Origin of the sequence: Microbacterium paraoxydans, assembly GCF_018224615.1 — a bacterium.
GTDB lineage: Bacteria > Actinomycetota > Actinomycetes > Actinomycetales > Microbacteriaceae > Microbacterium > Microbacterium paraoxydans_B.
In genome coordinates, this window is record NZ_JAGTUK010000001.1 from 164162 (window position 1) to 190736 (window position 26575).

The window sequence follows — 26575 nt, forward strand, 5'->3', positions numbered from 1 at the left end:
CAGCCGCCGTCGCATTCCCGCCAGAGGCGCCGAGGCGCACTGCTAACGTCGAAGAGCAGCCACTGTCCGGGCAGGTCGAGCACTCCGCTCCCCCCGGGGAACGACTGTCCTCCTCGCCCGGATGCCGCTGCGCCCGATACATGACGCAAGAGTGTGAGGACATACGTGACGAACAGTGAACGAGTAGCGATCATCGGTGCCGGCCCCTCGGGGATGGCACAGCTGCGGGCCTTCGAGTCCGCAGCCCGTGCGGGGGCGGACATCCCCGAACTGGTCTGCTTCGAGAAGCAGGCCGACTGGGGCGGCCAGTGGAACTACACCTGGCGCACCGGGCTGGACGAGTTCGGCGAGCCGGTGCACTCCAGCATGTACCGCAACCTCTGGTCGAACGGCCCGAAGGAGGCGCTGGAGTTCGCCGACTACACCTTCGACGAGCACTTCGGCCGTCCGATCTCCTCCTACCCGCCGCGCCCCGTGCTGTGGGACTACATCGCCGGGCGCCTCGCGAAGACGCGGGTGCGCGACCTGATCCGCTTCCGGACCGCCGTGCGCTGGGTGGAGTTCGACGAGGAGCGCGAGGTGTTCCGCGTCACGAGCGAGCACCTGCCCACCGGGCGTTCGACCACGGAGGAGTTCGACCGCGTGGTCGTGGCCAGCGGGCACTTCTCCTTCCCGAACATGCCGCAGCTGCCCGGCATCGAGACCTTCCCCGGCTCCATCGCGCACGCGCACGACTTCCGGGGTGCGGAGGCCCTGGCCGGGCGGGACGTGCTCGTGGTCGGGTCGAGCTACTCCGCGGAGGACATCGGCAGCCAGGCGTTCAAGATGGGTGCCCGCTCGGTCACCGCCAGCTACCGCACCGCCCCGATGGGCTACGACTGGCCGGACGGCATCGAGGAGCGACCGGTCGTCGAGCGCTTCGAGGGCAGCGTCGCGCACTTCGCCGACGGCACCTCGAAGCGCGTGGACGCCGTGATCCTGTGCACGGGCTATCTGCACCGGTACCCGTTCCTCCCCGGCGACCTCGCGCTGTCGTCGCCCAACAACGTCTACCCCGACGGGCTGTACCGCGGCGTGCTGTGGCAGGGCAACCCGCGCCTGGCGTACCTGGGAGCGCAGGACCAGTGGTTCACGTTCAACATGTTCGATGCGCAGGCGTGGTTCGTGCGCGACGTGATCCTCGGGCGCATCGCCCTCCCCGACGAGGCGGAGCGCGCGGCCTCGATCGCGCAGTGGCGGGAGCGCTTCGCCGCGATCGACTCCGCCGCGTCGGAGATCCGCTTCCAGGCCGACTACATCCGCGACCTGCTCGAGTGCACCGACTACCCGGCGTTCGACCTCGACCGCGTCGTCGACATCTTCCTGGCGTGGAAGCGCGACAAGAAGGAGGACATCATGGGCTACCGCGACCGCGTGTACGCCTCGGTGATGACCGGGACCCTCGCCGCGGTGCACCACACGCCGTGGCTGCAGGAGCTCGACGACTCGCTCGAACGCTATCTCGACGTGGACCCGGACGCCCGCGGTACGGCGCTGCTCCCGGGCGACGAGGCGGCGGACGACGATGAGCGGGAGGCGCTGCTCCCCGCCTGATCGGGTTCGTCGGGGTGCTCTCGCGGCGATCAGCCCCCTGGGCGACGCGAGAGCACCCCGCCGGGTGCCGCCCTTGGCGGGGTTAAGGACGGAGCCCGGCGTCGCCGTCCGCTGCACCCAACGGGGTCGGCGACGCCACAGGTAGCGTGACACCGGGTTACCCACCGCACAAGACATGCCACCCGTCATCACCCGGATGATCTCGCGCGCGTGGGGGCCGCGAGACGTCGGCCGGCCGGGTGCGGGGTGTCAGGCGAGCGCCGTGGGGGTGGTGCCGCGTCGTCGTCCGGTCCACACCACGAGCGCCGAGACCGCCACGATGATCCCGGCGATCAGCAGCACGTACAGTGCCACCGTGCCGTAGCCCCCGGGCTGGTGCGGGTTCAGGAACGGGTACGGGTACCACCAGTGCTCGCCCGTGGCGGGGGCGATCACGAGGTTCGCGCGGATCAGCGTGTACACGACCCACACCAGCGGGAAGACCGCGGTGATCGCGACCGTGCTCCAGCCGAGCGCTCGCCGCCGTGGGGCGAACAGCAGGTCGAGCAGCATGAGGAGCGGCGCGACCACGTGCAGCACCTCGTTGGACCAGGGCACGGTCGCGCCCTGCGGCAGGGCGATGCCGCGCAGCAGCGTGTTGTAGACCACCCCGGTCACGAGCATGTACGTGGTCGCGCACACCAGCAGGATCGCGAGCCACCGGGGCTCGGGGCCGGTCGAGTCGCGGTGACGCAGCGCCCACACGGCACCCGCGGCCAGCGCGACCGCGGCGAGCACGTTCGACTCGATCGTGAAGAAGCTGAAGAAGTTCGCGATCACGGTGGGGAGGTGCCCGCCCCAATCGGTGTCCGCGTCGCGGGCGATCTCGAGCGTGCGGACGAGCTGCGCCACGATCGCCGCCACCGTGAGCGCCGCTCCCGCGAGCCGTACGTAGGGCCACCACCGCCTCATGCCCACCTCCGTCGCACACTGTAGCGGTACCGATTCCTGGACCCGGTGACCGCTGGTCCGCACCACCATCGGCGGGTGACCCGATCCTGGCTCCGCGAGGACTTCCTGCGGCGGAACGACGCACCGGAAGGGGTGTCCGAGCCCTCCCGATAGGATGGGAGCGCCCGAAGAGGGCCAGCTCATCGGCCGGTGCAAACCCGGCGAAAGCAGGGGGGACACCCATGCCAGGAATCGTGATCGTCGGCGTGCAGTGGGGCGACGAAGGAAAGGGCAAGGCCACCGATCTTCTCGGTGAGCGCACCGACTGGGTGGTGAAGTTCAACGGCGGCAACAACGCCGGGCACACCGTGGTCGTCGGCGACGAGAAGTACGCGCTGCACCTGCTCCCCTCCGGCATCCTGTCGCCCGGGGTCACCCCGGTCATCGGCAACGGCGTGGTCATCGACCTCGAGGTGCTGTTCTCCGAGCTGGAGGCGCTGTCGGCCCGCGGCATCGACGTGTCGCGCCTCAAGGTGAGCGCCAACGCGCACATCATCACGCAGTACCACCGAACGCTCGACAAGGTGACGGAGCGGTTCCTCGGCAAGCGCAACATCGGCACCACGGGCCGCGGCATCGGCCCCGCCTACGCCGACAAGATCAACCGCGTCGGCATCCGGGTGCAGGACCTGTTCGACGAGAACATCCTGCGCCAGAAGGTCGAGGGCGCGCTCGACCAGAAGAACCACCTGCTGGTGAAGGTCTTCAACCGCCGCGCCGTCACGTGCGACGAGATCGTGGAGGACCTGTTGTCCTACGCCGAGCGGCTGCGCCCGATGGTCGCCGACACGGGCTACCTGATCGACCAGGCGCTGAACCGCGGCGAGGTGGTGGTGTTCGAGGGCGGCCAGGCCACCATGCTCGACATCGACCACGGCACCTACCCGTTCGTCACGTCGTCGTCGGCCACGGCCGGTGGCGCGTCCACCGGCTCCGGTGTCGGTCCCGGCGCGCTCGACCGCATCGTCGGCATCGTCAAGGCGTACACGACCCGCGTGGGCTCCGGCCCGTTCCCGACCGAGCTGTTCGACGAGCAGGGCGAGTGGCTGCGCAAGCAGGGCTTCGAGTTCGGCACCACGACCGGGCGTCCGCGTCGGGTGGGCTGGTACGACGCGCCGATCACCCGCTACGCCACCCGCATCAACGGCATCACCGACCTCGTGCTGACCAAGCTCGACATCCTCACGGGGCTCGACCGGATCCCGGTGTGCGTGGCGTACGACGTCGACGGGGAGCGCTTCGACGAGGTGCCGGTCAACCAGACCGACTTCCACCACGCGAAGCCGATCCTGGAGTACTTCCCGGGCTGGAGCGAGGACATCTCGACCGCCCGCACGTTCGAGGACCTGCCGCAGACGGCGCAGGACTACGTGCTGGCGCTGGAGCGCATGAGCAACACGCGCATCTCGGTGATCGGCGTCGGCCCGGAGCGCGATCAGGTGATCGTGCGCCACGACCTGCTCGACTGAGCGACGGGAGAGCACCGTGACGCGGTTCTGGCTGGGCGGCTACGGCCCCGCGATGGAGGGCTCGGCCGAGGGCATCGGCGTGCTCGCGGGAGACGAGGGCCGGGAGGCGAGCACTCTCGCGTATCGCGGGGCGGTGACGCAGACGCCGTCGCCGTCATGGCTCGCGCAGCACCCGACGCTCGACGTGGTCTATGCCGCGCTCGAGGGTGATGCGGCCGTGCAGGCGTTCGTGCGCACGGGTGACACGGCCTTGACGCCCCTCGGTGCTCCGGTCGCGGCGGGCGACGGCGTGTGCCACGTGGCGGTGTCGCCCGACGGGCAGAGCCTGATCGCGAGCTGCTACGGCGACGGCCGTGTGGTGCGCTACGGTCTCGCGGCCGACGGAAGGATCGTGCCCGCGAAGGAGGACGCGGCGGCCGCCCTGCGTGCTGCCCTGTTCGGCGAGGGCGACCCCGAGGCGGCTCCTGCCACCCCTCCGGGCGACGGTGTCGCGGCGGCCGACCCCTATGGCGGACCCGACCGCGCCTCGCACGCGCACTCGGCGGCGTTCCTGCCCGACGGCCGCATCGTCACGACCGACCTGGGCTTCGACCTCGTGCGCTTCTGGCGGGCGCGGGGCAGCGGGCTGGAGCTCGACCAGGAGGTCGTGCTGCCGCAGGGCACGGGCCCGCGGCACATGGTCGTGCATCCGAGCGGGCACCTGCACGCGGTCACGGAGTACTCCTGCGAGGTGTTCACGCTCGCCGCGGCGGCCGACGGCACCTGGAGCGTGGTGTCGGCGACGATCGCGAGCCCGATCGCCCAGGTCGGCAGCGACTTCCCCGCGGAGCTGGCCCGCACGCGCGACGGGCAGTTCCTGTACACGGCGCTGCGCGGCAGCAACACGATCGCGGCGCTGCGCGTGCGCGGTAGCGGGGAGGCGCTGGAGCCGGTGGCGCTCGCCGACTCCGGGGTGGACTGGCCGCGCCACCACCTCGTGTATCAGGGCAAGCTGCTGGTCGCCGGGCAGCGGTCCGACACGGTGACGCTGCTCGATCTCGACGACCGCACGGGAGCCCCGCTCGGGGTGCGGCACGAGGCGCAGGCGCCCGCGCCGACGAGCATCCTGCCGCTGCGCTGAGGGCCGTCGACCGCGGCGACGCCTGTTCCGCTTGACCTCAAGGAAACTTGAGGTTCTACGGTCGAGTCCATGACGACCGAGACCGGGCGCGCAGCGCCGACCACCCCCGCCACCCCGCGCATCCTCGGGGGTGAATACGTGTGGATCACGATCGGGGCGTGCGCCCTGGTGTTCCTCGGGGCGTTCGAGTCGCTCGCGGTGACCACCGTGATGCCGGCCGTGAGCGCCGACCTCGACGGCGAGCGACTGTATGCGCTCGCGTTCGCCGGACCCCTCGCCACGAGCGTGATCGGCATGGTCGCGGCGGGCAACTGGGCCGACCGGCGCGGACCCGTCGCGCCGCTGTACTCCTCGATCGCGTTGTTCGTGGTGGGGCTGCTGATCGCCGGGCTCGCGCCGAACATGGAGGTGCTGGTGGTCGGCCGGTTCGCGCAGGGCCTGGGGAGCGGCGGACTCATGGTGGCGCTGTACGTGGTGGTGGCCCGGGTCTACCCGCAAGCGCTGCACCCCGCGATCTTCGCCGGGTTCGCGGCCGCGTGGGTGATCCCGTCGCTGGTCGGCCCCACGATCGCGGGTGGGGTGACCGAGCTGTGGAGCTGGCACTGGGTGTTCCTCGGCGTGGTCGTGCTCGTGCTGGTGGCGCTGCTGATGATCGTCCCGGCGCTGCGGGGCCTCGCCAACGAGGGCGATGCGGCGACGCCGTGGGCGGTGGCGCGGCTGGGGTGGTCGGTGCTGGCTGCGGTCGCGGTGCTGGCGCTGAACCTCGTGGGGGACGTGCCCGCGGTCGGTCCGCTGCTGGCCGTGATCGCGGTGGTGGTGGCGCTCATCGCCGTGCGCCCCCTGGTGCCGCGCGGCACTCTGCGCGCCGTGCGCGGGCTGCCGTCGGTCATCCTGGTGCGCGGGCTCGCGGCCGCGGCGTTCTTCGGCGCGCAGATCTACCTGCCGTATCTGCTCACCGACAGCTATGCCCTCACCCCGACGGTGGCCGGACTGGCGCTGACGGGCGGCGCGCTGGCGTGGTCGGTCGCGGCGACCGTGCAGGGGCGGATGGGCATGCGGCTGTCGAGCGTGACGGCGGTGCGGATCGGGACGGCACTCGTGCTCGTCGGGATCGTGCTGACCGCGGTGATCGCGGCGTTCCGTGCGGAGCCGGTGCTGCTCGCGGTCGCCTGGGTCGTGGCCGGGGCGGGGATGGGGCTGATGAGCCCGCGGTCGAGCGCGCTCACGCTCGCGCTGTCCACGCCGGAGACGCAGGGGTTCAACAGCGGCGCGATGACGGTGGCCGACTCGTTCGGGAGTGCCCTGGCGCTCGCCGTGACGAGCATGGTGTTCCTTGCGCTCGCGGCGACCGACCCGTTCCTCGGCGTGTTCCTGCTGGCGGCGGTGCTCGCCCTCGCGGCGGCCGTACTCGCCCCGCGGGTGCGCGGTGCGGCGGAGGGCGCGGGCGCGGACGCGGCGTGAAGTTGCGCGCGCGGGCGAGGCTTCCCTACTCTGTTGAACGGTGTTCAGGTGAACACCGTTCAGGAAGGACACCCGATGACCCCCACGTCCCGCGACACCGGCGCCACGCTCGGCCGCATCGCCGTCTTCGCCGCCCTCATCATCGTGCTCGGGACGGTCGTCGTACCGCTGCCCGGCGGCGTGCCGATCACCGCGCAGACCCTGGGCGTGATGCTCGCCGGACTGGTCCTCGGGCCGCGGGTCGCCCCGCTGTCGATCCTGGTCGTGCTGGCGCTCGCCGCCCTCGGCCTGCCCGTGCTCGCGGGCGGGCGCGGCGGCCTCGGGGTGTTCGTAGGCCCGACCGCGGGGTACATGCTCGGCTGGATCGCGGGCGTCGTGGTGATCGGTCTGCTCCTACGCACGGGCCGTCCCACCTGGTGGCGGGTGGCGCTGTCCGCGCTCGTCGGCGGGGTGCTCGTGGTCTACGCGTTCGGCATCCCCGTCCAGGCCATCGTCACCGGTGTGCCGCTCGACCTCACGGCCCTGTCCGCCCTCGCGTTCCTCCCCGGCGACCTCATCAAGGTCGCCGCCGCCACCCTGATCGTGGTGGCGCTGCGCCGGGCGTATCCGCGCGCGTTCGCCGACACGCGCCAGCGCACCGCGGTCGCCTGAGGCCTGCGCCGCAACCCCGCCGATCCGGGGGCCGGCCGCGTCGGCGGCCTCCGGATCACGCGTTCCCGCCCCCGGTTTCCGGCGCGGCGGGAACAACGCGCCCGTGACTCGACGTTCGTCTTGAGCAAGACTTGCCCTGACACGGGCGACGGAGAGGGGCGGCGCATGACTGCCGAGAAGACCGACGAATACGACCTGATCGTGGTGGGGGCGGGACCGGTGGGCGAGAACGTCGCCGACCGAGCGGTGCAGGGCGGGCTCACCGCCATCATCGTGGAGAGCGAGCTGGTGGGCGGCGAGTGCTCCTACTGGGCGTGCATGCCGTCGAAGGCGCTGCTCCGGTCGGCGCAGGCGCTGCGGGCGGCCCAGCACGTGGGCGGTGCATCGCAGGCCGTGACCGGCACGCTCGACGTGCGCGCCGTGTTCGAGCGGCGCGACTCCTTCACCAGCAACTGGTCGGACGACGGGCAGGTGTCGTGGCTGCAGTCGGCCGGCATCGATCTCGCCCGCGGTTATGGACGTCTCACGGGTGAGCGCGAGGTGACCGTGACGGACGCCGACGGCGGCACCCGGGTGCTGCGGGCGCGGCACGCGGTCGCGATCAGCACGGGCTCCGACGCCGTGATCCCCCCGATCGAGGGGCTGCGCGAGGCCTCCCCGTGGACCAGTCGCGAGGCCACCAGCGCCGAGGAGCTGCCGGAGAGCCTCGCGGTGATCGGCGGCGGCGTGGTCGCGGTCGAGATGGCCACGGCGTATGCGGCCCTCGGCTCGCGCGTGACCCTGCTCGCACGCAGCGGGCTGCTGGGCGGCATGGAGCCGTTCGCGGGTCAGCGCGTGACGGCGGGGCTGGAGGAGCTCGGCGTCGACGTGCGCACCAACACCGGCACCACGGCCGTGCGCCGCGATGAGCACGGCGTCATCATCACGCTCGACAGCGGCGAGGAGGTCACGGCCACGGAGGTGCTCGTCGCGACCGGTCGTTCGCCCCGCAGCGGCGACATCGGCCTGGAGGTGGTCGGGCTCGAGCCGGGGCGCTGGATCGAGACCGACGACACCCTGCGCGTGCCCGGCGTGGACTGGCTGTACGCGGTCGGCGACGTGAACGGGCGGGTGCTGCTGACGCATCAGGGCAAGTACCAGGCGCGTGCCGCGGGCGACGTGATCGCCGCACGGGCCAAGGGCGAGGCGGTGGACGACGCTCCGTGGGGGCGGCACGCCGCGACGGCCGACCACGCGGTGGTGCCCCAGGTCACCTTCTCGATCCCGGAGGTCGGCTCCGTCGGACTCACCGAGGCCGCAGCCCGCGAGGCGGGAACGGCCGTGCAGGTCGTGGACTACGACCTCGGGTGGGTCGCCGGCGCGAGTCTCTACGAGGACGGCTTCGCGGGACAGGCGCGACTGGTGATCGACACCGACCGCGACGTCGTGATCGGCGCGACCTTCGTCGGCCCGGAGGTGGCGGAGCTCGTGCAGGCCGCGACCATCGCGATCGTCGGCGAGGTGCCGATCGCGCGACTGTGGCACGCGGTGCCGTCGTATCCCACCATCAGCGAGATCTGGCTGCGGCTGCTGGAGGGCTACGGACGGGACTCCGCCTGACGGGCAATCCGTTGTCGCGACCGCACCGAACAGCACCGGGATTGTTTCTCACATTGACGACCGCCCGCGCAAGCCGCTGCTCGATGTCGTCGCCGTCTTATACGCTCTTACCCACATCCGAGGAGGCAGGACCATGAAGGCTGTACTCGCAGGAACCGTGCTCGCCGAGGCCGCACAGGACGACCTCATCCGCATCGAAGGCAACTGGTACTTCCCGCCGGCGTCGGTCGCGCCCGACGTGCTCGTCGAGAGCCCCACGCCCTACACCTGTCCGTGGAAGGGCGAGTGCCAGTACTACTCGGTGCGGGCCGGTGGCGAGCTGCACAAAGACCTCGCGTGGTCGTACCCGCACCCGTACCCCTCGGCGTTCGACCGGGTCGGGAAAGACTTCTCGGGCTACGTCGCCTTCGCCCCGGGTGTCGAGGTGTCGGCCTGAGCCGCGCCGCGCCCGCACGACCGTCGGAGAAGAACCCCCATGATCGAGTTCCGCAACGTCACCAAGCGCTTCCCCGACGGGACGCTCGCCGTGAACGACTTCAGCCTGGTGCTGCCGTCGCGTAAGACCACCGTGTTCGTCGGCTCGTCCGGCTGCGGCAAGACCACCCTCCTGCGCATGATCAACCGCATGGTCGAGCCCACCTCGGGCGAGGTCGAGATCGACGGCGAGAGCGTGCTCTCCGGCGATCCGGTGGCCCTGCGCCGCCGCATCGGCTACGTCATGCAGAACTCGGGCCTCATGCCGCACTTCACCGTGATCGACAACGTCTCCACGGTGCTGCGGCTCAACGGCGTGAAGCGCAAGGAGGCCCACGCGCGCGCCCGTGAGCTGCTCACCACGGTCGGGCTCGACCAGGCGCTCGCCGAGCGGTACCCCAGCCAGCTGTCGGGCGGGCAGCAGCAGCGCGTCGGTGTGGCACGCGGGCTCGCCGCCGACCCGAACATCCTCCTGATGGACGAGCCCTTCGGCGCGGTCGACCCCATCGTGCGCGCCGACCTGCAGCAGGAGACACTGCGCCTGCAGCACGAGCTCGACAAGACGGTCGTGTTCGTGACGCACGACATCGACGAGGCGTTCCTGCTGGGCGACCAGGTGGTGATCCTCGACAAGGGCGCCAGGGTCGTGCAGGTGGGCAGCCCGAGCGAGATCATCGAGAACCCGGCCGACGACTTCGTCTCGGCGTTCATCGGCGCCGACCGCGGCCGCCGGGCACTGCACCTCAAGCAGACCCCGCGCGGCACGGTCGTGGTCGACTCCGAGGGCCGCACGCAGGGCGCGATCGTCGACGCCCCCGACGAGCTGGTGGGCGGAGCCGCCGCGGCGAAGGCGGCCCCGTGAACTGGGTGGTCGACAACCTCGGGCTGATCCTCGATCTCACCGTCGCGCACCTGCGGCAGAGCGTCGTGCCGATCGTGCTGGGCTTCGTGCTCTCGCTGCCGCTGGGGTGGGTGGCGTGGCGTTACCGCCTGGTGCGCGGCCCCATCATCGCGCTCACCGGCCTGCTCTACACGATCCCGTCGCTCGCGCTGCTGATCCTGCTCCCCGCGGTGCTCGGCTATTCCGCGATCAGCGAGCCCAACCTGGTGATCGCGCTGACCATCTACGCCGTCGCGATCCTGGTGCGCGCGGTCGCCGACGGCCTCGACTCGGTGGACGACGACGTGCGGCAGGCGGCCACCGCGACCGGCTTCGCGCCGTTCCGCCGCTTCTGGGCGGTCGAGTTCCCGCTCGCCGGCCCGGTGATCCTCGCGGGTCTCCGCGTCACCGCCGTCAGCACGATCTCGCTCGCCACGGTCGGCATCCTGATCGGCGTGCGCAACCTCGGCTACCTGTTCACCGACGGGTTGCAGCGCCGCATCATCGAGGAGGTCTTCGCGGGTGTGGTCGCCGTCGTGGTGATCGCGCTGATCGTCGACCTGCTGCTGCTGCTCGCGGGGCGGGCGCTCATGCCGTGGACGCGGGCGGTCACCAAGACGGCGACGAAGGCGGCCGTGGGTCGCACGGCGGCGATCGGATCGGCCGCATGAACCTGTTCGCGGAGGCCTTCGCCTGGTTGTTCTCGCCCGAGCGCTGGCAGGGTGCGTACTCGCTGCCCGTGCTGTTCGGGCAGCACATCTTCTACACGGTCGTCTCGGTGGTGATCGCCGCGGTGATCGCGGTGCCGCTGGGCTGGCTGATCGGGCACACGGGCCGCGGGCGGGAGATCGCCGTCGCGGTGTCGGGGGCGGCGCGCGCCATCCCGTCGTTCGGCCTCATGGTGCTGCTGGTGCTGCTGCTGGGCGTACTGCGCACCCCGCTCGCGGCGATCATCACGTTCGTGCTGCTCGCGATCCCGTCGTTGCTCGCCGGGGCCTACACGGGCCTCGAGGCGATCGACCGCCGAGTGCTCGACGCCGCGCGGGCCATGGGCATGACCGAGTGGCAGGTGTTCTGGAAGGTCGAGGTGCCGCTCGGCCTCTCCCTGCTCGTCGGCGGTCTGCGCTCGGCGCTGCTGCAGGTGATCGCCACGGTCACGATCGCCGCCTACGTGAACCTGGGCGGTCTCGGCTGGCCGATCATCCAGGGCATCCCGCTGCGCCGCTTCGACCAGGTGCTGGGCGGCGCGATCCTCGTCGCGGTGCTCGCCCTCCTGGTCGACCTCCTGCTCGCGCTCGCCCAGCACGCCGCCGTGCCGCAGGGTGTGCGCCCCCGTTCCGTGCGCCGACGCGCCAGGGCCTCCGCGCCCGCGCCGGCCGCCGCTCCCGCCTGACTGACGTCCGTCCACAGCATCCGCAGGTCCCAGAGAAGAGGAAGTCCCATGTTCACCGCACGCTCGTCCCGCTTCGCCCTCGCCGGCGGCGCCGCGATCGCCGCAGCGCTCGTTCTCGCCGGCTGCACCAGCAGCAACCCGCTCGACACCCCCACGGAGGACTCCGGTTCGGGTGGCAGCGACACCATCGTGATCGGCTCGCAGGCGTACTACTCGAACGAGATCATCGCCGAGATCTACGCGCAGGCGCTGGAGGCCGCCGACTTCACGGTCGACCGCAAGTTCAGCATCGGCCAGCGCGACGCCTACATGCCCGACGTGGAGTCCGGCGCGATCGACCTGTTCCCCGAGTACACCGGCAACCTGCTGGAGTACCTGGACAAGGACGCGACCGCCACCAGCCCGGAGGACGTGTACTCGGCGCTGCAGGAGGCGCTGCCCGACGGCCTCACGGCGCTCGACTATGCCGAGGCGACCGATCAGGACACGTACACGGTGCTGAAGAGCTTCGCCGAGGAGAACGGCCTCACCACGATCGCCGACCTGTCGAAGGTCACCACCCCGGTCACGATCGGTGCGGCGCCGGAGTTCGAGCAGCGTCCGTACGGTCCCGCGAAGGCCAAGGAGGTCTACGGCGTCGACCTGGCGTTCTCGGCCACCGGCCCGACCACGCTGGAGTCGCTGCTGGCCGGCGAGATCCAGGTGGCCGACATCTACTCGGCCGACCCGGCGTTCCAGACCGAGGACATCGTGGCGCTGGAAGACCCGGAGAACATCATCCTCGCGTCCAACGTCGTGCCGATCGCGTCGAGCGACGTGGCCGACGAGATCGCCGACGTGATCAACGCGATCAGCGAGAAGCTGACCGCGGAGGAGCTGGTGGCCCTCAACGTGCAGAGCACGGTCGACAAGAAGTCGGCGGAGGAGATCGCCAAGCAGTGGCTCGCCGACAACGACCTCGCCTGAGCGGAGTCGCACGAAGCGCCCGGTCCCTCGCGGGGCCGGGCGCTTCGTCGTGCGGGCCATGTCCACGTATGACGACATATTGGACTCAAATGCCTAATCTGCCCAGGGAACTACGAGGAAAACGGACTGCTACTGTCGTCGGCATGTTCTTCGCGATCGGATTCGTGCTGTCGATCGTCGTGGCGTTCGTCAGTCCGTACGTCTATGAGGGTCTGACGGATTCGCCCGCACTGCCGACCTCCGTGACCATCATTGCCTGCTGGGTCGTGCTGGCGGGTGGGGGGTATCTCGTGGACCTACGCAGGCACCGGAAGTCCGCACCCGAGGGCGGAGACTCTCCTGAGTCGCCCGCCTGAGCGGCGTCGCACGAAGCGCCCGGTCCCTCGCGGGGCCGGGCGCTTCGTCGTGCGGCGGTGACTAGACGCGCGCGTCCTGCCGGGGGACCAGGACCTGCTTGATGATGATGAGGATCGACGCGGTGACCGGGACCGCGACCAGAGCACCGAGCAGCCCCAGCAGCGTGCCGCCGGCCAGGGCGCCGATCACCACGAGCGAGCCGGGCACGGCCACCGCGCGGTTCATCACGCGCGGCGTCAGCACGTACGCCTCGATCTGCATATAGACGAGGTAGATCGCGGCGAACACGAGCGCGGCGATCGGGTTGGTGAACAGCGCCAGCCCGGTGCCGATGATCCAGAACAGCACCGATCCGACGAGCGGGATGAGTGTGACGCAGAACGCGATGGCGGCCATGAGCGGCGGGAACGGCAGGCCCAGCACGGCGTAGAGGATGAGGGCCAGGGTCGCGTTGCAGAACGCCAGCACCACCATGCCCATCACGTAGCCGCCCACCGAATCGGTGATCTGGTCGGCGATGTCGCTCGTGCGAGCGCGGTCGCGGGCCGGGGCCAGGCGCAGCATGCCCTGCTTCATGGCGGGGAGGGTCGCGAGGAAGTACAGCGTCAGCACGAGCACGACGATCGCGCCGGAGATGCCGGAGGCGATCGAGGCGCCCACCGCGAGCGCCCCGCCGCCGATCGTCGCCAGGTTGCCGAAGTCGGACAGGAACTTCTGCACCTCGCCGACGAGATCCTGGAACTGGTCGCCGAACTGGTCATCGAGCGTGGCGTACAGGTCGGTCTTCGTGAAGTCCTGGATCATGCCGGGAACGGACCGCACGAACTGCGAGATCTGGTCGACGACGATCGGGATGATCATCCACAGCACGAGCGCGAACACCACGATCAGCGCGACGATCGTGATGACGACCGCGATGGCCCGGGAGAGTCCGCGCCGCTCCAGGAAGCGCACAGCGGGGTCGAGCCCGAGCGCACCGAACAGGGCGAGGGCGATGTAGATGAGCACGGTCGACAGGTTCGACAGCGCGAGGCCGATCACGAACGCGCCGAGGCCGCCGAGCGTGACCAGGAAGCCGAACACGAACGGCCGGTCGATGCGTGTCCAGAACGAGCGGCTGGGCGTCATGGGCTCCACCACCACCGGGCGGGCGGCGTGCGCGGTCGCGATGGGGGCCGCGTCGGCCGGGGCGCCGGCGAGGGCCGAGTCCACGGGCTCGGGGAGCGCGTCGTCGTGGGGGGCGGGTGCCGGCGACTCGTCGTTGCTCATGAGCACACGATAGCGCTGCCCGACCGCGGGGCCGGGGGGACCTCGCCCCTAGAGTGGGAGGATGACCGCCGTAGAGGATCCGAAGGCCGAGCTGCTCCGTCTGCGCGCCACCATCGACAACATCGATGCGGCGCTGATCTTCATGCTGGCCGAACGCTTCCGTGCCACACAGCAGGTCGGGCACCTCAAGGCCGAGCACGCCATGCCCCCATCCGACCCGAACCGCGAGGAACAGCAGGTCGCACGGCTGCGCGCGCTCGCGGAGGAGGCCCACCTCGACCCCGAGTTCGCGGAGAAGTGGTTCAACTTCGTGGTCGCGGAGGTCATCCGCCACCACACCGAGGCCGCCGAGAGCCGCTGAGCCGCGGTCGCGGAGGTCACACCGCGAGGATGCGTCCGCTGATGACGCCCTCGACCGCGCGCACGTACGCGCGACCCACCTCCTGGTCGCTCACGGGACGGTGCCCCGGGAACGCGTCGAAGTAGCCGGGGGAGTTCTCCAGCACGTCGGGCGAGACGGCGTTGATGCGGATCCCGCGCGGTGCCTCCGCGGCGGCCGTGATCACGAACGACTCGAGGGCTCCGTTGGCGAGGGCCGCCGCGGCGCCCGTGGCGATCGGCTCGCGCGCGAGCACCCCGCTGGTCAGCGTGATCGAGCCCCCGTCGGCGACCGCGCCCAGGGCCTCGCGCACCACGTCGAGCTGCGCGAGGGTCTTGCCCGTGAACGCGGCCACGTAGTCGTCGCGGTTCAGCTCGCCGAGCGGCTTGAACGGCACGGAACCCACCGCCACCACGACCGCGTCCACGGAGCCGACGCGCGCGAAGAGCTCCCGGATGGACGACGGGTCGGTCACGTCCACGCGCTCGCCGGTCGTGCGCGCGGCGCGGACGACCTCGTGCCCGCGCTCCTCGAGGGTGGTGGCGACCACGCCGCCGATGCTGCCGGTCGCGCCGATCACGAGTGCCTTCATGGGTGTCCTTCCGCCAGAGCTCACGAGCGGTCGATCACCCGCCCCGCACGAGTCTTCCACCCTCCGCGCGGGTCGAGGGTCGTTCGGGCGGCGGGTCAGCGCGGGCTGAACGCGGCGGCGACCACGCGGGTCGCGGCTCCCCGCAGCACCGCGTCGTCGAGCAGGCTGCGCTCCACGACCGGGCCCAGCGAGGGGTGGGAGGCCGCGCGGACGGCGGCCGCTGTGGCCTCCGCGAACGGCGGCGTCGCGATGTCGGACGGGCCGCTCAGCAGGATCGTCGGCAGGTCGACCGCGGCGGCGATCACGGAGAGCGAGGTGCCGAGCCGGGCCCCCGCCTCGGCGAGCACGGCGTCGGCATCCGCGCCAGCGAGGCGGCGGCGCAGCGCGGGCGTCGCGGCCCACGCGTGCACGCAGCCGTCGCGTCCGCACGGGCAGCGGTCGCCGGGGTCGCCGCCCGCCACGACGTGGGCGAGCTCGCGGGCGCCGATCGAGCGCTCCACGGGCGCCCCGTCGTCGCCCACCACGCGAATCGCGGTGCCGATGCGGGTGCCGAGGCGCACCAGCAGGAAGTCGCTGCCGACCGTGCCGAAGCGCTGCTCCGCGTCGGCCACGAGGTCGGCGTCGTCGAACACGTGCACGTCGAGCCCGAGGGTCTCGGCGAGCCGCGGTCCGAGGCCGAGCAGTGCGGGGGAGCCGGTGGGCGCGCCGATGCCGATGCCGAGCGGCCGGCTGTCGGCCACGCTCGCGAGGTGCTCCGCGAGCGCGGCGATCGCGGCGGCGGGGTCGGCGGCGAGGGCGCGCGTGGTGCGGTGCTCGACCCGGCCGTCCGGCGTGGCGAGGGCCGCGGTCACGTGTCCCGGCACGCTGAGGTCGAGCGCGATGACCTGCACCGCCCGCTGGTCGAACTCGAGCATGACGGCGGGCTTGCCCGGCCGGGCGTCCTGGCTGGGGCCGGTCTCGCGGAGCACGCCCTCGTCGAGCAGGTCGCGCACGACCTCGGAGATGGTGGGGCGGGCGAGTCCGGTGAAGCGGGAGAGGTCGGCGCGGCTGGCCGTGGAGTGCTCCATGAGCGTGCGCAGGACGAGGGCGCGGTTGCGCTCCCGGATGGCGCGGGCGTGGGTGGGCGGCGAGATTCGTGCCCGGTCGCCAGTGCGCTCTAGGATCTGGGGGTAGTGCACGTCACTCCTCCCGATGCTCGGTCGGGCAACTAAGTTTAATGAATAAACTAACTGGATCGAGCGTACGGAGCGCCGTGCGCGCTGTCAATGACCGCACCCATCCCCCGAGGGGCCGCGACCATGTTCACCACCGAAGACGCGCTGGACACCCAGGCCGCGGTCCGGCGCGCGAACCTGCGCCGCGCCCTCCAGCTCGTGTTCCAGGCGTCCGGCACCCAGACCCGCGCGGGCATCGCCAGGGCCACGGGCCTCACCGCCGCCACCGCCTCCTCGCTCGTGGCCGAACTGATCGAGAGCCGCCTCGTGGTCGAAGGCGAACAGGCCGAGAGCACCGGGGGCAAGCGCGCCACCACGCTCAGCGTCGACGCCGCGCACCACCGCATCCTCGTGATCGTGGTGCAGCCCACCAGCTCCCACGTGGCACTGGTCGCGCTCGACGGCACCGCGCTCGAGGCCGGAACCGTGACGTACACCCCGGAGACGCGCGACCGTGTGCTCGACGACACCGTCCGTGAGGTCGCGGGACGCGTCGGCAGTCGATTGCTCGCGGTCGGCGTGCAGGTGCCGGGCACCACCGACGGCCGCTCGGTGCTGGAGAGCGTGCAGCTGGAGTGGCACGACGTGCCCCTGGCGGAGCGCTTCGAAGCGATCGCGGGCGCCCCGGTGCTGCTCGTGAACGACGTGGACGCGGAAGCCGTCGCGGAGGCCGTGCGGGAGGAGGCCGCCGCGGGCTACCGGCTCTTCATCCACCTCGGCGGGGGTGTGGGCGCGGCCGTGACGCTCGACGGCGAGCTCGCCCCGGGGCCACGCGATCGTGCGGGCGAGATCGGCCACGTGCAGGTCGTCTTCGGCGAGGCCGCGCGGCCCTGCCGGTGCGGACGCCGCGGGTGCCTGGAGTCGGCCGCGGCGCTCGGCCCCATGCTCGGCGAGGAGTTCACCGACACGCTCGACGCCGAGGCCACGCGCGCCCTCGTCGCGCGCGCCGACCAGAAGCTGATCGACGAGGGCGCCCGGGCTCTCGCCAGGGCCATCAAGCTCATCAGCGCGCTGCTCGACCCCATCGAGGTCGTGATCGGCGGACCGGCGACCGTGCTCGGCCCGCGGTTCCTCGAGCGCGTGCGCGCCGAGACCGACTACGCCGCGCGCGGCACGGCCCAGGTGCCCATCCGCTACGCCGACCCGCGCGTGCCGCCGTCGGCGGGGGCCGCCCAGGCCGCGCTCACCGCCGTGCTCGGCGTGCGCTGGAGCCCCGCGCAGCTCCGCACCGTCTCCGCCTGAGCCCGGCCGCGGCTCCCTCCGGAGCGCCGGGGGTCAGCCGCCGAACTCGGCCGTGAGGATCAGCGGGCTGTGGTTGGCGTCGCAGGCCGACCCGATCGGGGAAATCGCGGGCGTGATCGCCGGCACCAGCGACCCCGGCTGCCGGTCGGGCCCGCGAACGATCGTGAGGATCTCGGCGAACGCGGGCGTCAGCGTGCTCTGCGAGGTGGCGACGAGAGCGTCGAGGTCGGCGGTCGCGTCGTCCATGCGCGCCGTCCACTCGTCCTCGTCGAAGGCCCCGTACAGGGTGAGCCCCTGCTCCGCATTGGTGATCGCACTGTAGACCTCGGCGAAGGAGCCGCAGTCCGCCACGAGCGCCTCGTCACGGTGGAACTCGGCGGTGGAGTAGTACGGCACCGCCTCCCACTCCACCCCGTCGAGCACCCAGACGGTGAGCGTCGGCGCAGTCTGCTCCGTGAACGGCCACGCGAGCGTGGTCGTGCCGTCGCAGGTGCCACGTAGCGGCGCCTGATTCAGCATCATCGAATCGCCGAGCTCCACGTGGAAGGGACCGCCGCCGCTGCAGGTGAGCTCCACGGTCACCGACCGCGTTCCGTCCGGCACGCTGAGGTCCAGCCCGGGCGAAGCCGGACTCGGCCCCGTCCCGGTGAGCGTGGGACCTGCCACGGCCACCGTCGCCACCGCGTCCGCCTCGGAAGCCGACGGGGAGGGCGACACCGTGCCGACCGGCCCGGTGACGCCGCATCCGGCGAGGACGAGCATGAGCGCGGCGGCGGTCGTCGCGAGAAGGGTGGGGCGGGTGGCGGTCATGCGACTCCTTCGTCACGGGTCCGCCCGCCGCGCTCGAGTGCGAGACGGAGGCGGCGGACGGGCCCGAGCCTACTTCACGCTGCCGGCGGTGAGACCGCCGACGAGGCGCTTCTCGATCAGCATGAACAGGATGATCACGGGCAGGATCGCGACGATCGAGACGCCGAACACGTACTGCCAGCTGGTCTCGTACTGACCGACGAACTTGGTCAGCGCGACCGACAGCGGCTGGTTCTTGTCGGTCGACAGGATCACGAGCGATGCGGCGAACTCGTTCCAGCAGGCCACGAACGTGAACACGATCGCCGTGACGATGCCCGGCCACACCAGCGGCAGGTTGATCCGGAACAGCACCGTGAGGCGCCCGGCACCGTCGATCTGCGCTGCCTCGTCCACCTCCTTGGGGATGCCGGCGAAGAACGAGTGCATGATCCACACCGCGAACGACAGGTTGAACGCGGCGTTGATGAAGATCATCGCGGCCCACGTGTCGCCGAGGCCCAGCGTGGTGAACTGCCGGAACAGGCCGGAGGTGAGCACGGCCGGCTGCAACATCTGCGTCACGATCACGAGGAACAGGAACACCATGCGGCCGGGGAACTTGAACCGGGCCGTGTAATAGGCGGCGGGCAGCGACACCAGCAGCACGAGCAGCGTCGCGAACACCGAGATCACGATGGTGGAGACGAGGTTGTACGGCAGCGGCGTCTCGGGGGTCGACCACATCGTGATGTAGTTCTCCCAGTGCCACTCCGTCGGCAGGTAAGTGGGGTCGACCGAACGGATCTGCGCCTTGGTCTTCACCGACCCGAAGAACATCACCAGGTACGGCAGCACGAAGATCGCCAGCACCAGGAAGCCCGCGGCCATGCGCAGGATCACGCGCGGCAGCGACACCTGGTCGGCGGTGTAGCGGCGCTTGCGGCCCGGGATCGGCGGGGTGCGGCGTTCGCGGGCATCGGCGGTGGTCACGAGGGCGGTCTCGGTCACGGTCATGATCAGACCTCCTTCATGGGCTTGACGATCTTCACGTAGGCCGCGACGATCGCGATCACGATCAGGAACGCGACCACCGACAGGGCGCTCGCGACATCGACCTTCTTCTGCAGCTCGATGTACTTGAAGATCAGGGTCATGATCGTGTCGGCGCCGTAGCCGGGGATCGACCCGGTCATCACCTTCAGGATCGGCAGCGAGTTGAAGACGTTGATGATGTTGATGAGGATCGCGACGGCGAGGGCGCTGCGCAGCTGCGGCAGCACGATCGACCAGTAGGTGCGGGCGGGCCCGGCGCCGTCCATCTTCGCGGCTTCGATCGCGTCGGCGGGGACCGCCTGGAGACCGGCGAGGATCGTGTAGGTGGTGAACGGCAGCGACACGAACACGGCGATCACGATCGACCATGCGAACGCGGTCGCCGGGTTCTTGGTCCAGCCGTAGCCGACCGCGTCATCCGACAGCCCCACGTCGTAGAGGAACTTGTTCACGATGCCGAAGTACGGCTCGAGGCTGTAGTAGAACACCATGGTCGTCATCACGACCGAGGCGGCCCACGGCACGATGACCGCCATGCGCACGAGCTGTCGCCCGGGGAATGCCTTGTTGAGGATCTGCGCGAGCCCGAGCGAGATCACCACGGTCAGCGCCACGACCGACACCACCCAGACGATCGTGCGGAAGAAGATCGGCCAGAACTCCGCGAACGTGAACACGGTGACGAAGTTGTCGAAGCCGACCGAGCCCTTGTCGAGCCCGGACAGGGAGATGTCGCGGGTCGAGTTGAAGAACATGACGCCGGCGGGGAACAGCACCACGCCGATGATGAGCACCAGCGCGGGCGCGATCCAGGGCAGCGCCTGGAGGAGATCCCGCCCGCCGGGGCGACCGCGATCGGCCGCCCCGGCGTTCGGGGTGCGGGGGCGGCCGGTCGCCGCCCCCGCGAGGTTCGAGGATTCTGTGGTCTGGCTCATGGGATACCCGAACCTCTCCGTTCTGCGGGTCAGCCCGCGTCGACCTGCGCCTGGATCTCGGTCAGCACGTCCTGCGCCGGCTTCGACTGGATCTGGCCGAACAGCGACTTGAACGCGCCGTCCGCGGCGGACCACTTCGGGTTCGTCGACGGGTAGAACTGCGCGTCGGGCAGCACGTCGAGGAACGGCTTGAGCGCCTCCTCGCCGGAGAGCTGCTCGGCGCCCGACTTCGTGACGGGCAGGAAGCCCTCGGCCTGCACCCACGGCACGTACACGTCGGCCGAGTAGTAGTAGTCGAAGAACTTGGTGATCGCGTCCTTCTTGTCGTCGTCGTTCTGGAACGCCATCAGCTGGTCCATGACGCCGAGCGTGAACGGCGAGCCGTCCTTGGTCGGGATCGGGACGATGGAGTAGTCCAGCTCGGGGTTGGCGTCGGCGATCTGGCCGACCGTCGGCGGCAGACCCACCTGCATGCCGATCTTGCCCTGGATGAAGATGTCCATCAGCGGGGAGCGCTGCGTCGAGCCGGGGTCGGCCTGGGTCGCGCCCGCGTCGATCATCTTCTTGATCTGCTCGGCGCCGACGAGGTTCTCCGGGGTGTCGATCGTGATCTCGGACGCGTCGCCGAACGAGCCGCCGCCGCCCCACAGCCACACGGCCGCCTCGGCCTGCGCCTCTTCCGAGCCGAGCGGCATGCCGTAACCGGCGACGCCGCCGCCGAGCGCGGAGACCTTGGTGGCCGCGTCGAGCAGCTCGTCCCAGTTGGTGGGTGCTTCCACGCCCGCCTGCTGCAGCAGCGTGTTGTTGACGAACAGGGCGCGAGCCGAGGCGATGAGCGGCAGGGCGTAGGCGGTGCCGTCGACCTCGGCGTTCTTGATGAAGGAGTCCTGGAAGTCGGAGTACACCTCCTCGGACACGACGTCCTTCACCGGGTAGAGCAGGTCGTCGCCGACGAATCCGGCGAACGGTCCGCCGTTGTAGATGTCGGGAGCCTCGCCTGCCTGGATCTTGGTGGAGATGACCTTCTCGAGGTTGTCCCACGACTGCACCTCGAGCTTGACGCTGATGTCGGGGTTCTCCTTCTCGAACCCGTCGATCACGTCTTCCCACAGCCCCTTGGTCGCGTCGGAGTAGCTGGGGACGAGCAGGTCGAGCGTGGTCTTGCCGTCGGCGTCCCCGCCGCTGTCGCCGCCCGATCCGCCGAATCCGCACGAGGCGAGCGACAGTGTGGCGACGGCCGCGACGGCAGCCGCTCCGAACCGCAGTGACTTCTTCATGGGCATTGCATTCCTCACTGTGAGTGCCTCCGTCGGCGGGCGGGCGGGCCGCTGACCGACAGAGCGGGGGTGTGGTGCACAGTCGCAGAACACTTCACGCGACGGTGCGTGGTGATCGATCGCGGTGAGGGCGACCTCTCGGTTCAAGCCGGGGCTTGGGTGGAACGTACAGATTATTTGTCAGGCAAACAAACAAAATCAAGCATTCGCCGGATGTTGTCTCGCTGTGGTGACATACTATGATCGAAACGCACCCGAAAGAATCACAAATACGCAACTACTCGTCTGAAAGGGTCGACTGATGACCGAAACGCTTCCCGGCGCGCACATGCGCGAAGAACTCTTCTCGCAGCCGGAGATGTGGCAGCGCGCCGCCGAACTCACCGCGGAGCAGCGCCGGCTCCCCGCCCACGGAGCGCGGGTCGCCGTGGTCGGGTGCGGCACGTCCTGGTTCATGGCGCAGTCCTACGCCGCACTGCGCGAGTCGTCGGGACACGGCGAGACCGACGCGTTCGCCGCCTCCGAGGCCTTCGTCGACCGCGGCTACGACACCGTCGTCGCCCTCACCCGCTCCGGCACCACGAGCGAGGTGCTCGAACTGGTCGAGCGCATCCGCGGACGCGTCCCCACCGTGGGCGTGATCGGCGACCCCGACTCGCCGCTCGTCTCGCTCGTCGACGAAGCCGTGCTCCTGCCCTTCGCCGACGAGAAGTCCGTGGTGCAGACCCGCTTCGCCACCACCGCGCTCGCGCTGTTCCGCGCCTCCCTCGGCGAAGACCTGAGCGGGGCGATCGCCGACGCGACGGCCGTGCTCGCCGAGCCCGACGTCGACGCCGAGCTGCGCGACGCGGAGCAGTACACGTTCCTCGGCCGCGGCTGGACGATCGGCCTGGCGCACGAGGCCGCCCTCAAGCTGCGCGAGTCCTCGCAGTCGTGGACCGAGGCGTACCCGTCGATGGACTATCGCCACGGCCCGATCGCGATCGCCGCCCCCGGCCGCGTCACCTGGCAGTTCGGCGACGCGCCCGTCGGGCTCCCCGACGAGGTGCGCGCCACGGGCGCCCGCTTCGAGCACCGCGCGATCGACCCGCTCGCCGACCTCGTGCGCCTGCACCGCACGGCCCTCGACCGCGCCGTCGCCCGCGGCCTCGACCCCGACCAGCCGCGCAACCTCACCCGATCCGTCATCCTGGATGCATGACCCGAGCCACCACCGGAGCCGAGCGATGACCCCGAACGACGGCGCGGGCGCGATCCCCGACGTCGAGAAGGACGCCTCCGGCGAGAGACTCGCCGCCGTGCGGTCGCTCGGCCCCGGTGCCCCGACCCTCGCGTTCGACGTGGGCGGCACCGACATCAAGTCCGCCCTGTTCGACGCCGACGGCACCGCCCTCGGCCTGCGCCGCACCCCGACACCCGTCGTGGACGGCGACCGCACGCACGCGATCCTCGACCGGCTCGAGGTGCTTGCCGCCGAGCTCCGCGACGCGCACCCCGAGGTCGTGCCGCAGGCGGTCGGCCTCGTGGTGCCCGGCATCGTCGACGCCGAGGCCGGGATCGGGGTGTTCGCCAGCAACCTCGGCTGGCGCGACACCCCGCTGCGCGACCTCGCCACCCAGATGCTCGGGCTGCCCGTGGCGTTCGACCACGACGTGCGCGCCGCGAGCTGGGCCGAACACCGCCTCGGCGGAGCGCGCGCCTACGACGACGCCGTGATCCTCGTGATCGGCACCGGGATCGCCGGGGCGCTGCTGGTGGGCGGGCGGCCGTACACCGCGGGCGGCTACGCCGGCGAGATCGGCCACTCACCCATCGCCGACGGCCCGGAATGCCCCTGCGGCGCTCGCGGCTGCCTGGAAGCCGTCGCCTCGGCCGGGGCGATCGCCCGCCGCTACCGCGAGGCCACCGGGGTCGTTCCCGACGGCGCGAAGGACGTGATCGCCAGGGCCGCCGCGGGCGATGAGGTCGCCGCGGCCATCTGGGACTCCGCGCTCGACGCCCTCACGATGTCGCTCGCGCAGCTCACCGCCGTGGTCGCCCCGGAGGCGGTCGTGATCGGCGGCGGACTCTCCCGCGCCGGAGGGGCCCTGTTCGACGAGCTGCGCCGGCGGCTGGCCGCGCGCCTCAGCTTCCATCGCCTGCCCGTGCTCGTGCCCGCCGAGCTCTCCGGCAACGCGGGCCTGATCGGCGCGGCGCTGCGGGCACGGGAGCTGACGTGATCCTCACCGTCACCCCCAACCCCGCCCTCGACCTGACCTGGCGCATCGACCGGCTCGTGGAGGGCGGCACGCACCGCGCCGACACGGGCTCCGCGCGCGCGGGCGGCAAGGGCCTCAACGTCGCCAGGGTCGCGCACGCCCAGGGGGCGCCCGTGCTCGCACTCACCACGGCGGGCGGCCGCGTGGGCGCCGAGTTCGCGGACGAGCTGAAGACCAGCGGCGTGCCGCACGTGCTCGTGCCCGTCGCCGCCGACACCCGCCGCAGCATCGCCCTCGTCGACGAGTCCGCGGGCGACACCACCATCGTCAACGAGCGCGGCACTGGCCCCTCCGACGCGGAGTGGGGCGCGCTGCTGGCCGAGGTGGTCGAGCGGCTGCCCGCGGCGGACGTGCTGGTGATCTCCGGCAGCCTCCCGCCCGGCACCCCCGAAGCGCTGCTGCCGATGCTGATCGCCGTGGGACGCGACGCCGGAGTGCCGGTGATCGTCGACACCTCCGGGCCCGGACTGCTGCGCGCCGCCGACGCCGGGGCGACCGTGCTCAAGCCCAACGCCGCCGAGCTCGCCGAGGCCACCGGCAGCGACGACCCCGTGGCCGCCGCCCGCACGCTGCTCGAGCGCGGGGCCGAGCTGGTGCTGCTGTCGCTCGGCGCCGACGGCATGCTCGCCGTGACCCACGACGACCTGCTGCACGCGCGACTCGAGGAACCCCTCGCGGGCAACCCCACCGGTGCGGGCGACGCCGGGGTGGCCGCCTGCGCGGTGCTGTACGCCGAGGGCACGCGCGACCCCGAGACCGTGCTCCGCCGCGCGACCGCGTGGTCGGCGGCCGCCGTGCTGATGCCGCTCGCCGGTGACATCTCGCCGCGATGGACCGCGCTCGAACAGCAACTGCACGTGACCCGCCCCGACCCCGACCAGTTCCGGAAGGACCCCTCGTGACCCTCGTCTCCGCCAGAGAGCTCGTCTCCGCCGCCTCCGCCGCCGGCGCCGGCATCGGCGCGTTCAACGTGATCCACCTCGAGACGGCGGAGGGGCTCGTGCGGGCATCGGCGCTCGCCGGACTGCCCGTGATCCTGCAGATCTCCCAGAACTGCGCCGACTATCACGGCGGCCTGGAGCCCATCGCCCTCGCCTCCCTCGCGCTCGCGCGCCGCGCGGAGACCCCGGTGGCGGTGCACCTCGATCACGCCGAGCGCCCCGAACTGGTGGACGAGGCGGTCGCGCTCGGCTTCGGCTCGGTGATGTTCGACGGCGGCGCACTGCCCTATGACGAGAATGTGGCGCTGACCGCTGAGGTCGCCGACCGGGCGCGGCGCGCCGGGGTGTTCGTGGAAGGCGAGCTGGGCGAGGTGGGCGGCAAGGACGGGGCGCACGCGCCCGGTGTGCGCACCGACCCGGACGAGGCCAGGGCGTTCGTCGCGGCGACCGGGGTGGACGCGCTCGCCGTGGCGGTGGGTTCGTCGCACGCCATGACCGACCGCACGGCCGCGCTCGACCTCGACCTGATCGCCCGGCTCCGCACAGCGCTGCGGGGGGCGGGGCGAGAGGGGGCGGACGTGCCGCTCGTGCTGCACGGCTCCTCCGGCGTCGCGGACGCCGTGATCGCCGACGCCGTGCGCGCCGGCATGACCAAGATCAACGTGTCGACGCACCTCAACGGGTTCTTCACCAGGGCGGTGCGCGAGGTGCTGGCGGCGGACGAGCGGCTGGTCGACTCCCGCAAATACCTCGGCCCCGCGCGCCACGCCCTGGCCGACGAGGCCGCGCGGATGCTGCGCCTGTTCGCACTGCAGCCCGAGGCGGTGCGGTGAAGCGCGCGGCACGCCTGAACGCGATCCTCGACCTGCTGGCCGCGAGCGGGGAGGTCACGGTGGACGAGCTCGTCGACCGGTTCGGCGCCTCGCCCGCGACCACGCGCCGCGACCTCGACTCGCTCGCGGAACAGCGGCTGCTCACCCGCACGCACGGCGGTGCGGTGGCGCAGACCGTCGCGTACGAGCTGCCCATCCGCTACAAGAGCCACCTGCGCACGCAGGAGAAGGCGAGCATCGCCCAGGCCGCGGCCGACCTCGTGTCGCCCGGCATGGTGGTCGGACTGTCCGGCGGCACCACCACGACCGCGATCGCGGCCGCGCTCGCCGCCAGAGACGACCTGGCCGCCGAAGGCGGGATCACGGTCGTCACGAATGCCGTGAACATCGCGGCGCAGCTCGCGACCCGGCCCGACATCAAGGTCGTGGTGACGGGCGGCGTCATCCACTCCCGCACCTACGAGCTGGTCGGCCCGTTCGTGGAGCAACTGCTGCGCGGCGTGCGGCTCGACATCGCGTTCCTGGGCGTGAACGGGATGGACGCCACGGCCGGAGCGACCACGCAGGACGAGCGGGAGGCGGCGGTGAACCGCATGATGGCCGAGCGTGCCCGCCGCGCCGTCGTCGTGACCGACGGCAGCAAGCTCGGCGTCGAGGCGTTCTCGGCGGTGGGCGGGCCCGAGCTGTTCCACACGGTCATCACCGACCGTGGGGCCGATCCCGCGCGGATCGACGCCTTGCGCACGGCCGGCTACACCGTCGTCCTCGCCTGAGCCCCCGGGACGACCACGACGCGCCTCTGGCTCGGCGGCCATCTCGACAGCCGGGCCCCGCGGG

Annotated in this window: 27 protein-coding genes; 19 read left to right on the forward strand and 8 right to left on the reverse strand. The window is 71.5% G+C overall.

Going from position 1 to position 26575, the window contains the following annotated elements; all coding sequences use genetic code 11:
- Positions 1–165: 165 nt before the first annotated feature.
- Positions 166–1593, forward strand: coding sequence for an NAD(P)/FAD-dependent oxidoreductase (locus KE274_RS00790; RefSeq protein WP_307872111.1), 1428 nt, complete (start codon positions 166–168; stop codon positions 1591–1593).
- Between the two features lie 249 nt (positions 1594–1842).
- On the opposite strand, the gene KE274_RS00795 is transcribed toward KE274_RS00790, so the two are convergent.
- Positions 1843–2544, reverse strand: coding sequence for a Pr6Pr family membrane protein (locus KE274_RS00795; protein ID WP_211539966.1), 702 nt, complete (start codon positions 2542–2544; stop codon positions 1843–1845).
- 221 nt (positions 2545–2765) lie between these two features.
- Between KE274_RS00795 and KE274_RS00800 the strand changes: the two genes are divergently transcribed.
- The 11 genes from KE274_RS00800 (at position 2766) to KE274_RS00850 (ending at position 12952) form a co-directional block, all read left to right on the forward strand.
- On the forward strand, positions 2766–4052 hold the full coding sequence (locus KE274_RS00800; RefSeq protein ID WP_211539968.1) for an adenylosuccinate synthase: 1287 nt from the start codon (positions 2766–2768) through the stop codon (positions 4050–4052).
- Positions 4053–4068: 16 nt separating this feature from the next.
- Positions 4069–5172 carry a lactonase family protein gene (locus tag KE274_RS00805; RefSeq protein WP_211539976.1) on the forward strand — a complete coding sequence of 368 codons (1104 nt, stop codon included), beginning with the start codon at positions 4069–4071 and terminating at the stop codon, positions 5170–5172.
- Positions 5173–5241: 69 nt separating this feature from the next.
- Positions 5242–6633 (forward strand): MFS transporter, encoded by a 1392-nt coding sequence (locus tag KE274_RS00810; protein ID WP_211539978.1) that lies wholly within the window; start codon positions 5242–5244, stop codon positions 6631–6633.
- 75 nt (positions 6634–6708) lie between these two features.
- Positions 6709–7284: a biotin transporter BioY gene (locus KE274_RS00815; protein ID WP_211539980.1), complete on the forward strand. Its 576-nt coding sequence runs from the start codon at positions 6709–6711 to the stop codon at positions 7282–7284.
- 165 nt (positions 7285–7449) lie between these two features.
- Entirely contained in the window at positions 7450–8883 is a 1434-nt protein-coding gene (locus tag KE274_RS00820) for a dihydrolipoyl dehydrogenase family protein (protein ID WP_211539988.1), read from the forward strand.
- Positions 8884–9016: 133 nt separating this feature from the next.
- Entirely contained in the window at positions 9017–9319 is a 303-nt protein-coding gene (locus KE274_RS00825; RefSeq protein WP_211539990.1) for a DUF427 domain-containing protein, read from the forward strand.
- Between the two features lie 39 nt (positions 9320–9358).
- A complete protein-coding gene (locus KE274_RS00830) occupies positions 9359–10219 on the forward strand; it encodes an ABC transporter ATP-binding protein (RefSeq protein ID WP_211539992.1) in 861 nt (286 codons plus the stop codon).
- The gene (locus tag KE274_RS00835) at positions 10216–10908 is read left to right on the forward strand and encodes an ABC transporter permease (protein WP_211539994.1); all 693 of its coding nucleotides are present in this window, start codon (positions 10216–10218) and stop codon (positions 10906–10908) included. The genes KE274_RS00830 and KE274_RS00835 overlap by 4 nt, the downstream gene beginning before the upstream one ends.
- Positions 10905–11630 carry an ABC transporter permease gene (locus KE274_RS00840; protein ID WP_211539996.1) on the forward strand — a complete coding sequence of 242 codons (726 nt, stop codon included), beginning with the start codon at positions 10905–10907 and terminating at the stop codon, positions 11628–11630. Before KE274_RS00835 ends, KE274_RS00840 begins: the two co-directional genes overlap by 4 nt.
- Positions 11631–11678: 48 nt before the next feature.
- Positions 11679–12596: an ABC transporter substrate-binding protein gene (locus tag KE274_RS00845; protein WP_211539998.1), complete on the forward strand. Its 918-nt coding sequence runs from the start codon at positions 11679–11681 to the stop codon at positions 12594–12596.
- A 143-nt stretch (positions 12597–12739) separates the two neighbouring features.
- Entirely contained in the window at positions 12740–12952 is a 213-nt protein-coding gene (locus tag KE274_RS00850) for a hypothetical protein (protein ID WP_211540000.1), read from the forward strand.
- Between the two features lie 61 nt (positions 12953–13013).
- Here the strand turns inward: KE274_RS00850 and KE274_RS00855 are convergent, their stop codons facing one another.
- Positions 13014–14222: an AI-2E family transporter gene (locus tag KE274_RS00855; RefSeq protein ID WP_211540002.1), complete on the reverse strand. Its 1209-nt coding sequence runs from the start codon at positions 14220–14222 to the stop codon at positions 13014–13016.
- 61 nt (positions 14223–14283) lie between these two features.
- On the opposite strand from KE274_RS00855, the gene KE274_RS00860 reads away from it, so the two are divergent.
- Positions 14284–14583: a chorismate mutase gene (locus KE274_RS00860; protein ID WP_211540004.1), complete on the forward strand. Its 300-nt coding sequence runs from the start codon at positions 14284–14286 to the stop codon at positions 14581–14583.
- A 16-nt stretch (positions 14584–14599) separates the two neighbouring features.
- Here the strand turns inward: KE274_RS00860 and KE274_RS00865 are convergent, their stop codons facing one another.
- Together KE274_RS00865 and KE274_RS00870 are read right to left on the reverse strand one after the other, a co-directional pair.
- Positions 14600–15193, reverse strand: coding sequence for a short chain dehydrogenase (locus tag KE274_RS00865; RefSeq protein WP_211540012.1), 594 nt, complete (start codon positions 15191–15193; stop codon positions 14600–14602).
- 95 nt (positions 15194–15288) lie between these two features.
- Complete coding sequence (locus KE274_RS00870; protein WP_211540014.1) at positions 15289–16371, reverse strand: ROK family transcriptional regulator; 1083 nt, start codon at positions 16369–16371, stop codon at positions 15289–15291.
- Between the two features lie 120 nt (positions 16372–16491).
- Here KE274_RS00870 and KE274_RS00875 point away from each other — a divergent pair, with 120 nt between their 5' ends.
- Entirely contained in the window at positions 16492–17649 is a 1158-nt protein-coding gene (locus tag KE274_RS00875) for an ROK family protein (RefSeq protein WP_211540016.1), read from the forward strand.
- A gap of 33 nt (positions 17650–17682) precedes the next feature.
- Here KE274_RS00875 and KE274_RS00880 read toward each other — a convergent pair whose 3' ends face one another.
- The 4 genes from KE274_RS00880 to KE274_RS00895 form a co-directional block, all read right to left on the reverse strand.
- On the reverse strand, positions 17683–18459 hold the full coding sequence (locus KE274_RS00880; protein WP_211540018.1) for a hypothetical protein: 777 nt from the start codon (positions 18457–18459) through the stop codon (positions 17683–17685).
- A 69-nt stretch (positions 18460–18528) separates the two neighbouring features.
- The gene (locus KE274_RS00885) at positions 18529–19455 is read right to left on the reverse strand and encodes a carbohydrate ABC transporter permease (protein ID WP_211540020.1); all 927 of its coding nucleotides are present in this window, start codon (positions 19453–19455) and stop codon (positions 18529–18531) included.
- Between the two features lie 2 nt (positions 19456–19457).
- Entirely contained in the window at positions 19458–20429 is a 972-nt protein-coding gene (locus KE274_RS00890) for a carbohydrate ABC transporter permease (protein ID WP_211540022.1), read from the reverse strand.
- Positions 20430–20458: 29 nt separating this feature from the next.
- Positions 20459–21706 (reverse strand): extracellular solute-binding protein, encoded by a 1248-nt coding sequence (locus KE274_RS00895; RefSeq protein WP_211540024.1) that lies wholly within the window; start codon positions 21704–21706, stop codon positions 20459–20461.
- A gap of 301 nt (positions 21707–22007) precedes the next feature.
- Here KE274_RS00895 and KE274_RS00900 point away from each other — a divergent pair, with 301 nt between their 5' ends.
- The 5 genes from KE274_RS00900 to KE274_RS00920 are packed head-to-tail and all read left to right on the forward strand — an operon-like array spanning position 22008 to position 26511.
- On the forward strand, positions 22008–22907 hold the full coding sequence (locus KE274_RS00900) for an SIS domain-containing protein (RefSeq protein WP_211540026.1): 900 nt from the start codon (positions 22008–22010) through the stop codon (positions 22905–22907).
- A 25-nt stretch (positions 22908–22932) separates the two neighbouring features.
- The gene (locus KE274_RS00905) at positions 22933–23925 is read left to right on the forward strand and encodes an ROK family protein (RefSeq protein WP_211540028.1); all 993 of its coding nucleotides are present in this window, start codon (positions 22933–22935) and stop codon (positions 23923–23925) included.
- A complete protein-coding gene (locus KE274_RS00910) occupies positions 23922–24866 on the forward strand; it encodes a 1-phosphofructokinase family hexose kinase (protein WP_211540030.1) in 945 nt (314 codons plus the stop codon). The genes KE274_RS00905 and KE274_RS00910 overlap by 4 nt, the downstream gene beginning before the upstream one ends.
- Positions 24863–25738, forward strand: a complete 876-nt coding sequence (locus tag KE274_RS00915) for a class II fructose-bisphosphate aldolase (RefSeq protein WP_211540032.1) — start codon at positions 24863–24865, stop codon at positions 25736–25738. The genes KE274_RS00910 and KE274_RS00915 overlap by 4 nt, the downstream gene beginning before the upstream one ends.
- Positions 25735–26511 carry a DeoR/GlpR family DNA-binding transcription regulator gene (locus tag KE274_RS00920; protein WP_211540034.1) on the forward strand — a complete coding sequence of 259 codons (777 nt, stop codon included), beginning with the start codon at positions 25735–25737 and terminating at the stop codon, positions 26509–26511. Before KE274_RS00915 ends, KE274_RS00920 begins: the two co-directional genes overlap by 4 nt.
- The last annotated feature ends 64 nt before the right edge of the window (positions 26512–26575 follow it).

Bases quoted from the DNA above. Each gene is read 5' to 3' on its own strand.
- KE274_RS00795 (WP_211539966.1), bottom strand. From the start codon at position 2,544: ATGAGGCGGTGGTGGCCCTACGTACGGCTCGCGGGAGCGGCGCTCACG.
- KE274_RS00800 (WP_211539968.1), top strand. From the start codon at position 2,766: ATGCCAGGAATCGTGATCGTCGGCGTGCAGTGGGGCGACGAAGGAAAG.
- KE274_RS00810 (WP_211539978.1), top strand. From the start codon at position 5,242: ATGACGACCGAGACCGGGCGCGCAGCGCCGACCACCCCCGCCACCCCG.
- KE274_RS00815 (WP_211539980.1), top strand. From the start codon at position 6,709: ATGACCCCCACGTCCCGCGACACCGGCGCCACGCTCGGCCGCATCGCC.
- KE274_RS00820 (WP_211539988.1), top strand. From the start codon at position 7,450: ATGACTGCCGAGAAGACCGACGAATACGACCTGATCGTGGTGGGGGCG.
- KE274_RS00825 (WP_211539990.1), top strand. From the start codon at position 9,017: ATGAAGGCTGTACTCGCAGGAACCGTGCTCGCCGAGGCCGCACAGGAC.
- KE274_RS00830 (WP_211539992.1), top strand. From the start codon at position 9,359: ATGATCGAGTTCCGCAACGTCACCAAGCGCTTCCCCGACGGGACGCTC.
- KE274_RS00840 (WP_211539996.1), top strand. From the start codon at position 10,905: ATGAACCTGTTCGCGGAGGCCTTCGCCTGGTTGTTCTCGCCCGAGCGC.
- KE274_RS00845 (WP_211539998.1), top strand. From the start codon at position 11,679: ATGTTCACCGCACGCTCGTCCCGCTTCGCCCTCGCCGGCGGCGCCGCG.
- KE274_RS00850 (WP_211540000.1), top strand. From the start codon at position 12,740: ATGTTCTTCGCGATCGGATTCGTGCTGTCGATCGTCGTGGCGTTCGTC.
- KE274_RS00855 (WP_211540002.1), bottom strand. From the start codon at position 14,222: ATGAGCAACGACGAGTCGCCGGCACCCGCCCCCCACGACGACGCGCTC.
- KE274_RS00860 (WP_211540004.1), top strand. From the start codon at position 14,284: ATGACCGCCGTAGAGGATCCGAAGGCCGAGCTGCTCCGTCTGCGCGCC.
- KE274_RS00865 (WP_211540012.1), bottom strand. From the start codon at position 15,193: ATGAAGGCACTCGTGATCGGCGCGACCGGCAGCATCGGCGGCGTGGTC.
- KE274_RS00875 (WP_211540016.1), top strand. From the start codon at position 16,492: ATGTTCACCACCGAAGACGCGCTGGACACCCAGGCCGCGGTCCGGCGC.
- KE274_RS00880 (WP_211540018.1), bottom strand. From the start codon at position 18,459: ATGACCGCCACCCGCCCCACCCTTCTCGCGACGACCGCCGCCGCGCTC.
- KE274_RS00885 (WP_211540020.1), bottom strand. From the start codon at position 19,455: ATGACCGTGACCGAGACCGCCCTCGTGACCACCGCCGATGCCCGCGAA.
- KE274_RS00890 (WP_211540022.1), bottom strand. From the start codon at position 20,429: ATGAGCCAGACCACAGAATCCTCGAACCTCGCGGGGGCGGCGACCGGC.
- KE274_RS00895 (WP_211540024.1), bottom strand. From the start codon at position 21,706: ATGAAGAAGTCACTGCGGTTCGGAGCGGCTGCCGTCGCGGCCGTCGCC.
- KE274_RS00900 (WP_211540026.1), top strand. From the start codon at position 22,008: ATGACCGAAACGCTTCCCGGCGCGCACATGCGCGAAGAACTCTTCTCG.
- KE274_RS00905 (WP_211540028.1), top strand. From the start codon at position 22,933: ATGACCCCGAACGACGGCGCGGGCGCGATCCCCGACGTCGAGAAGGAC.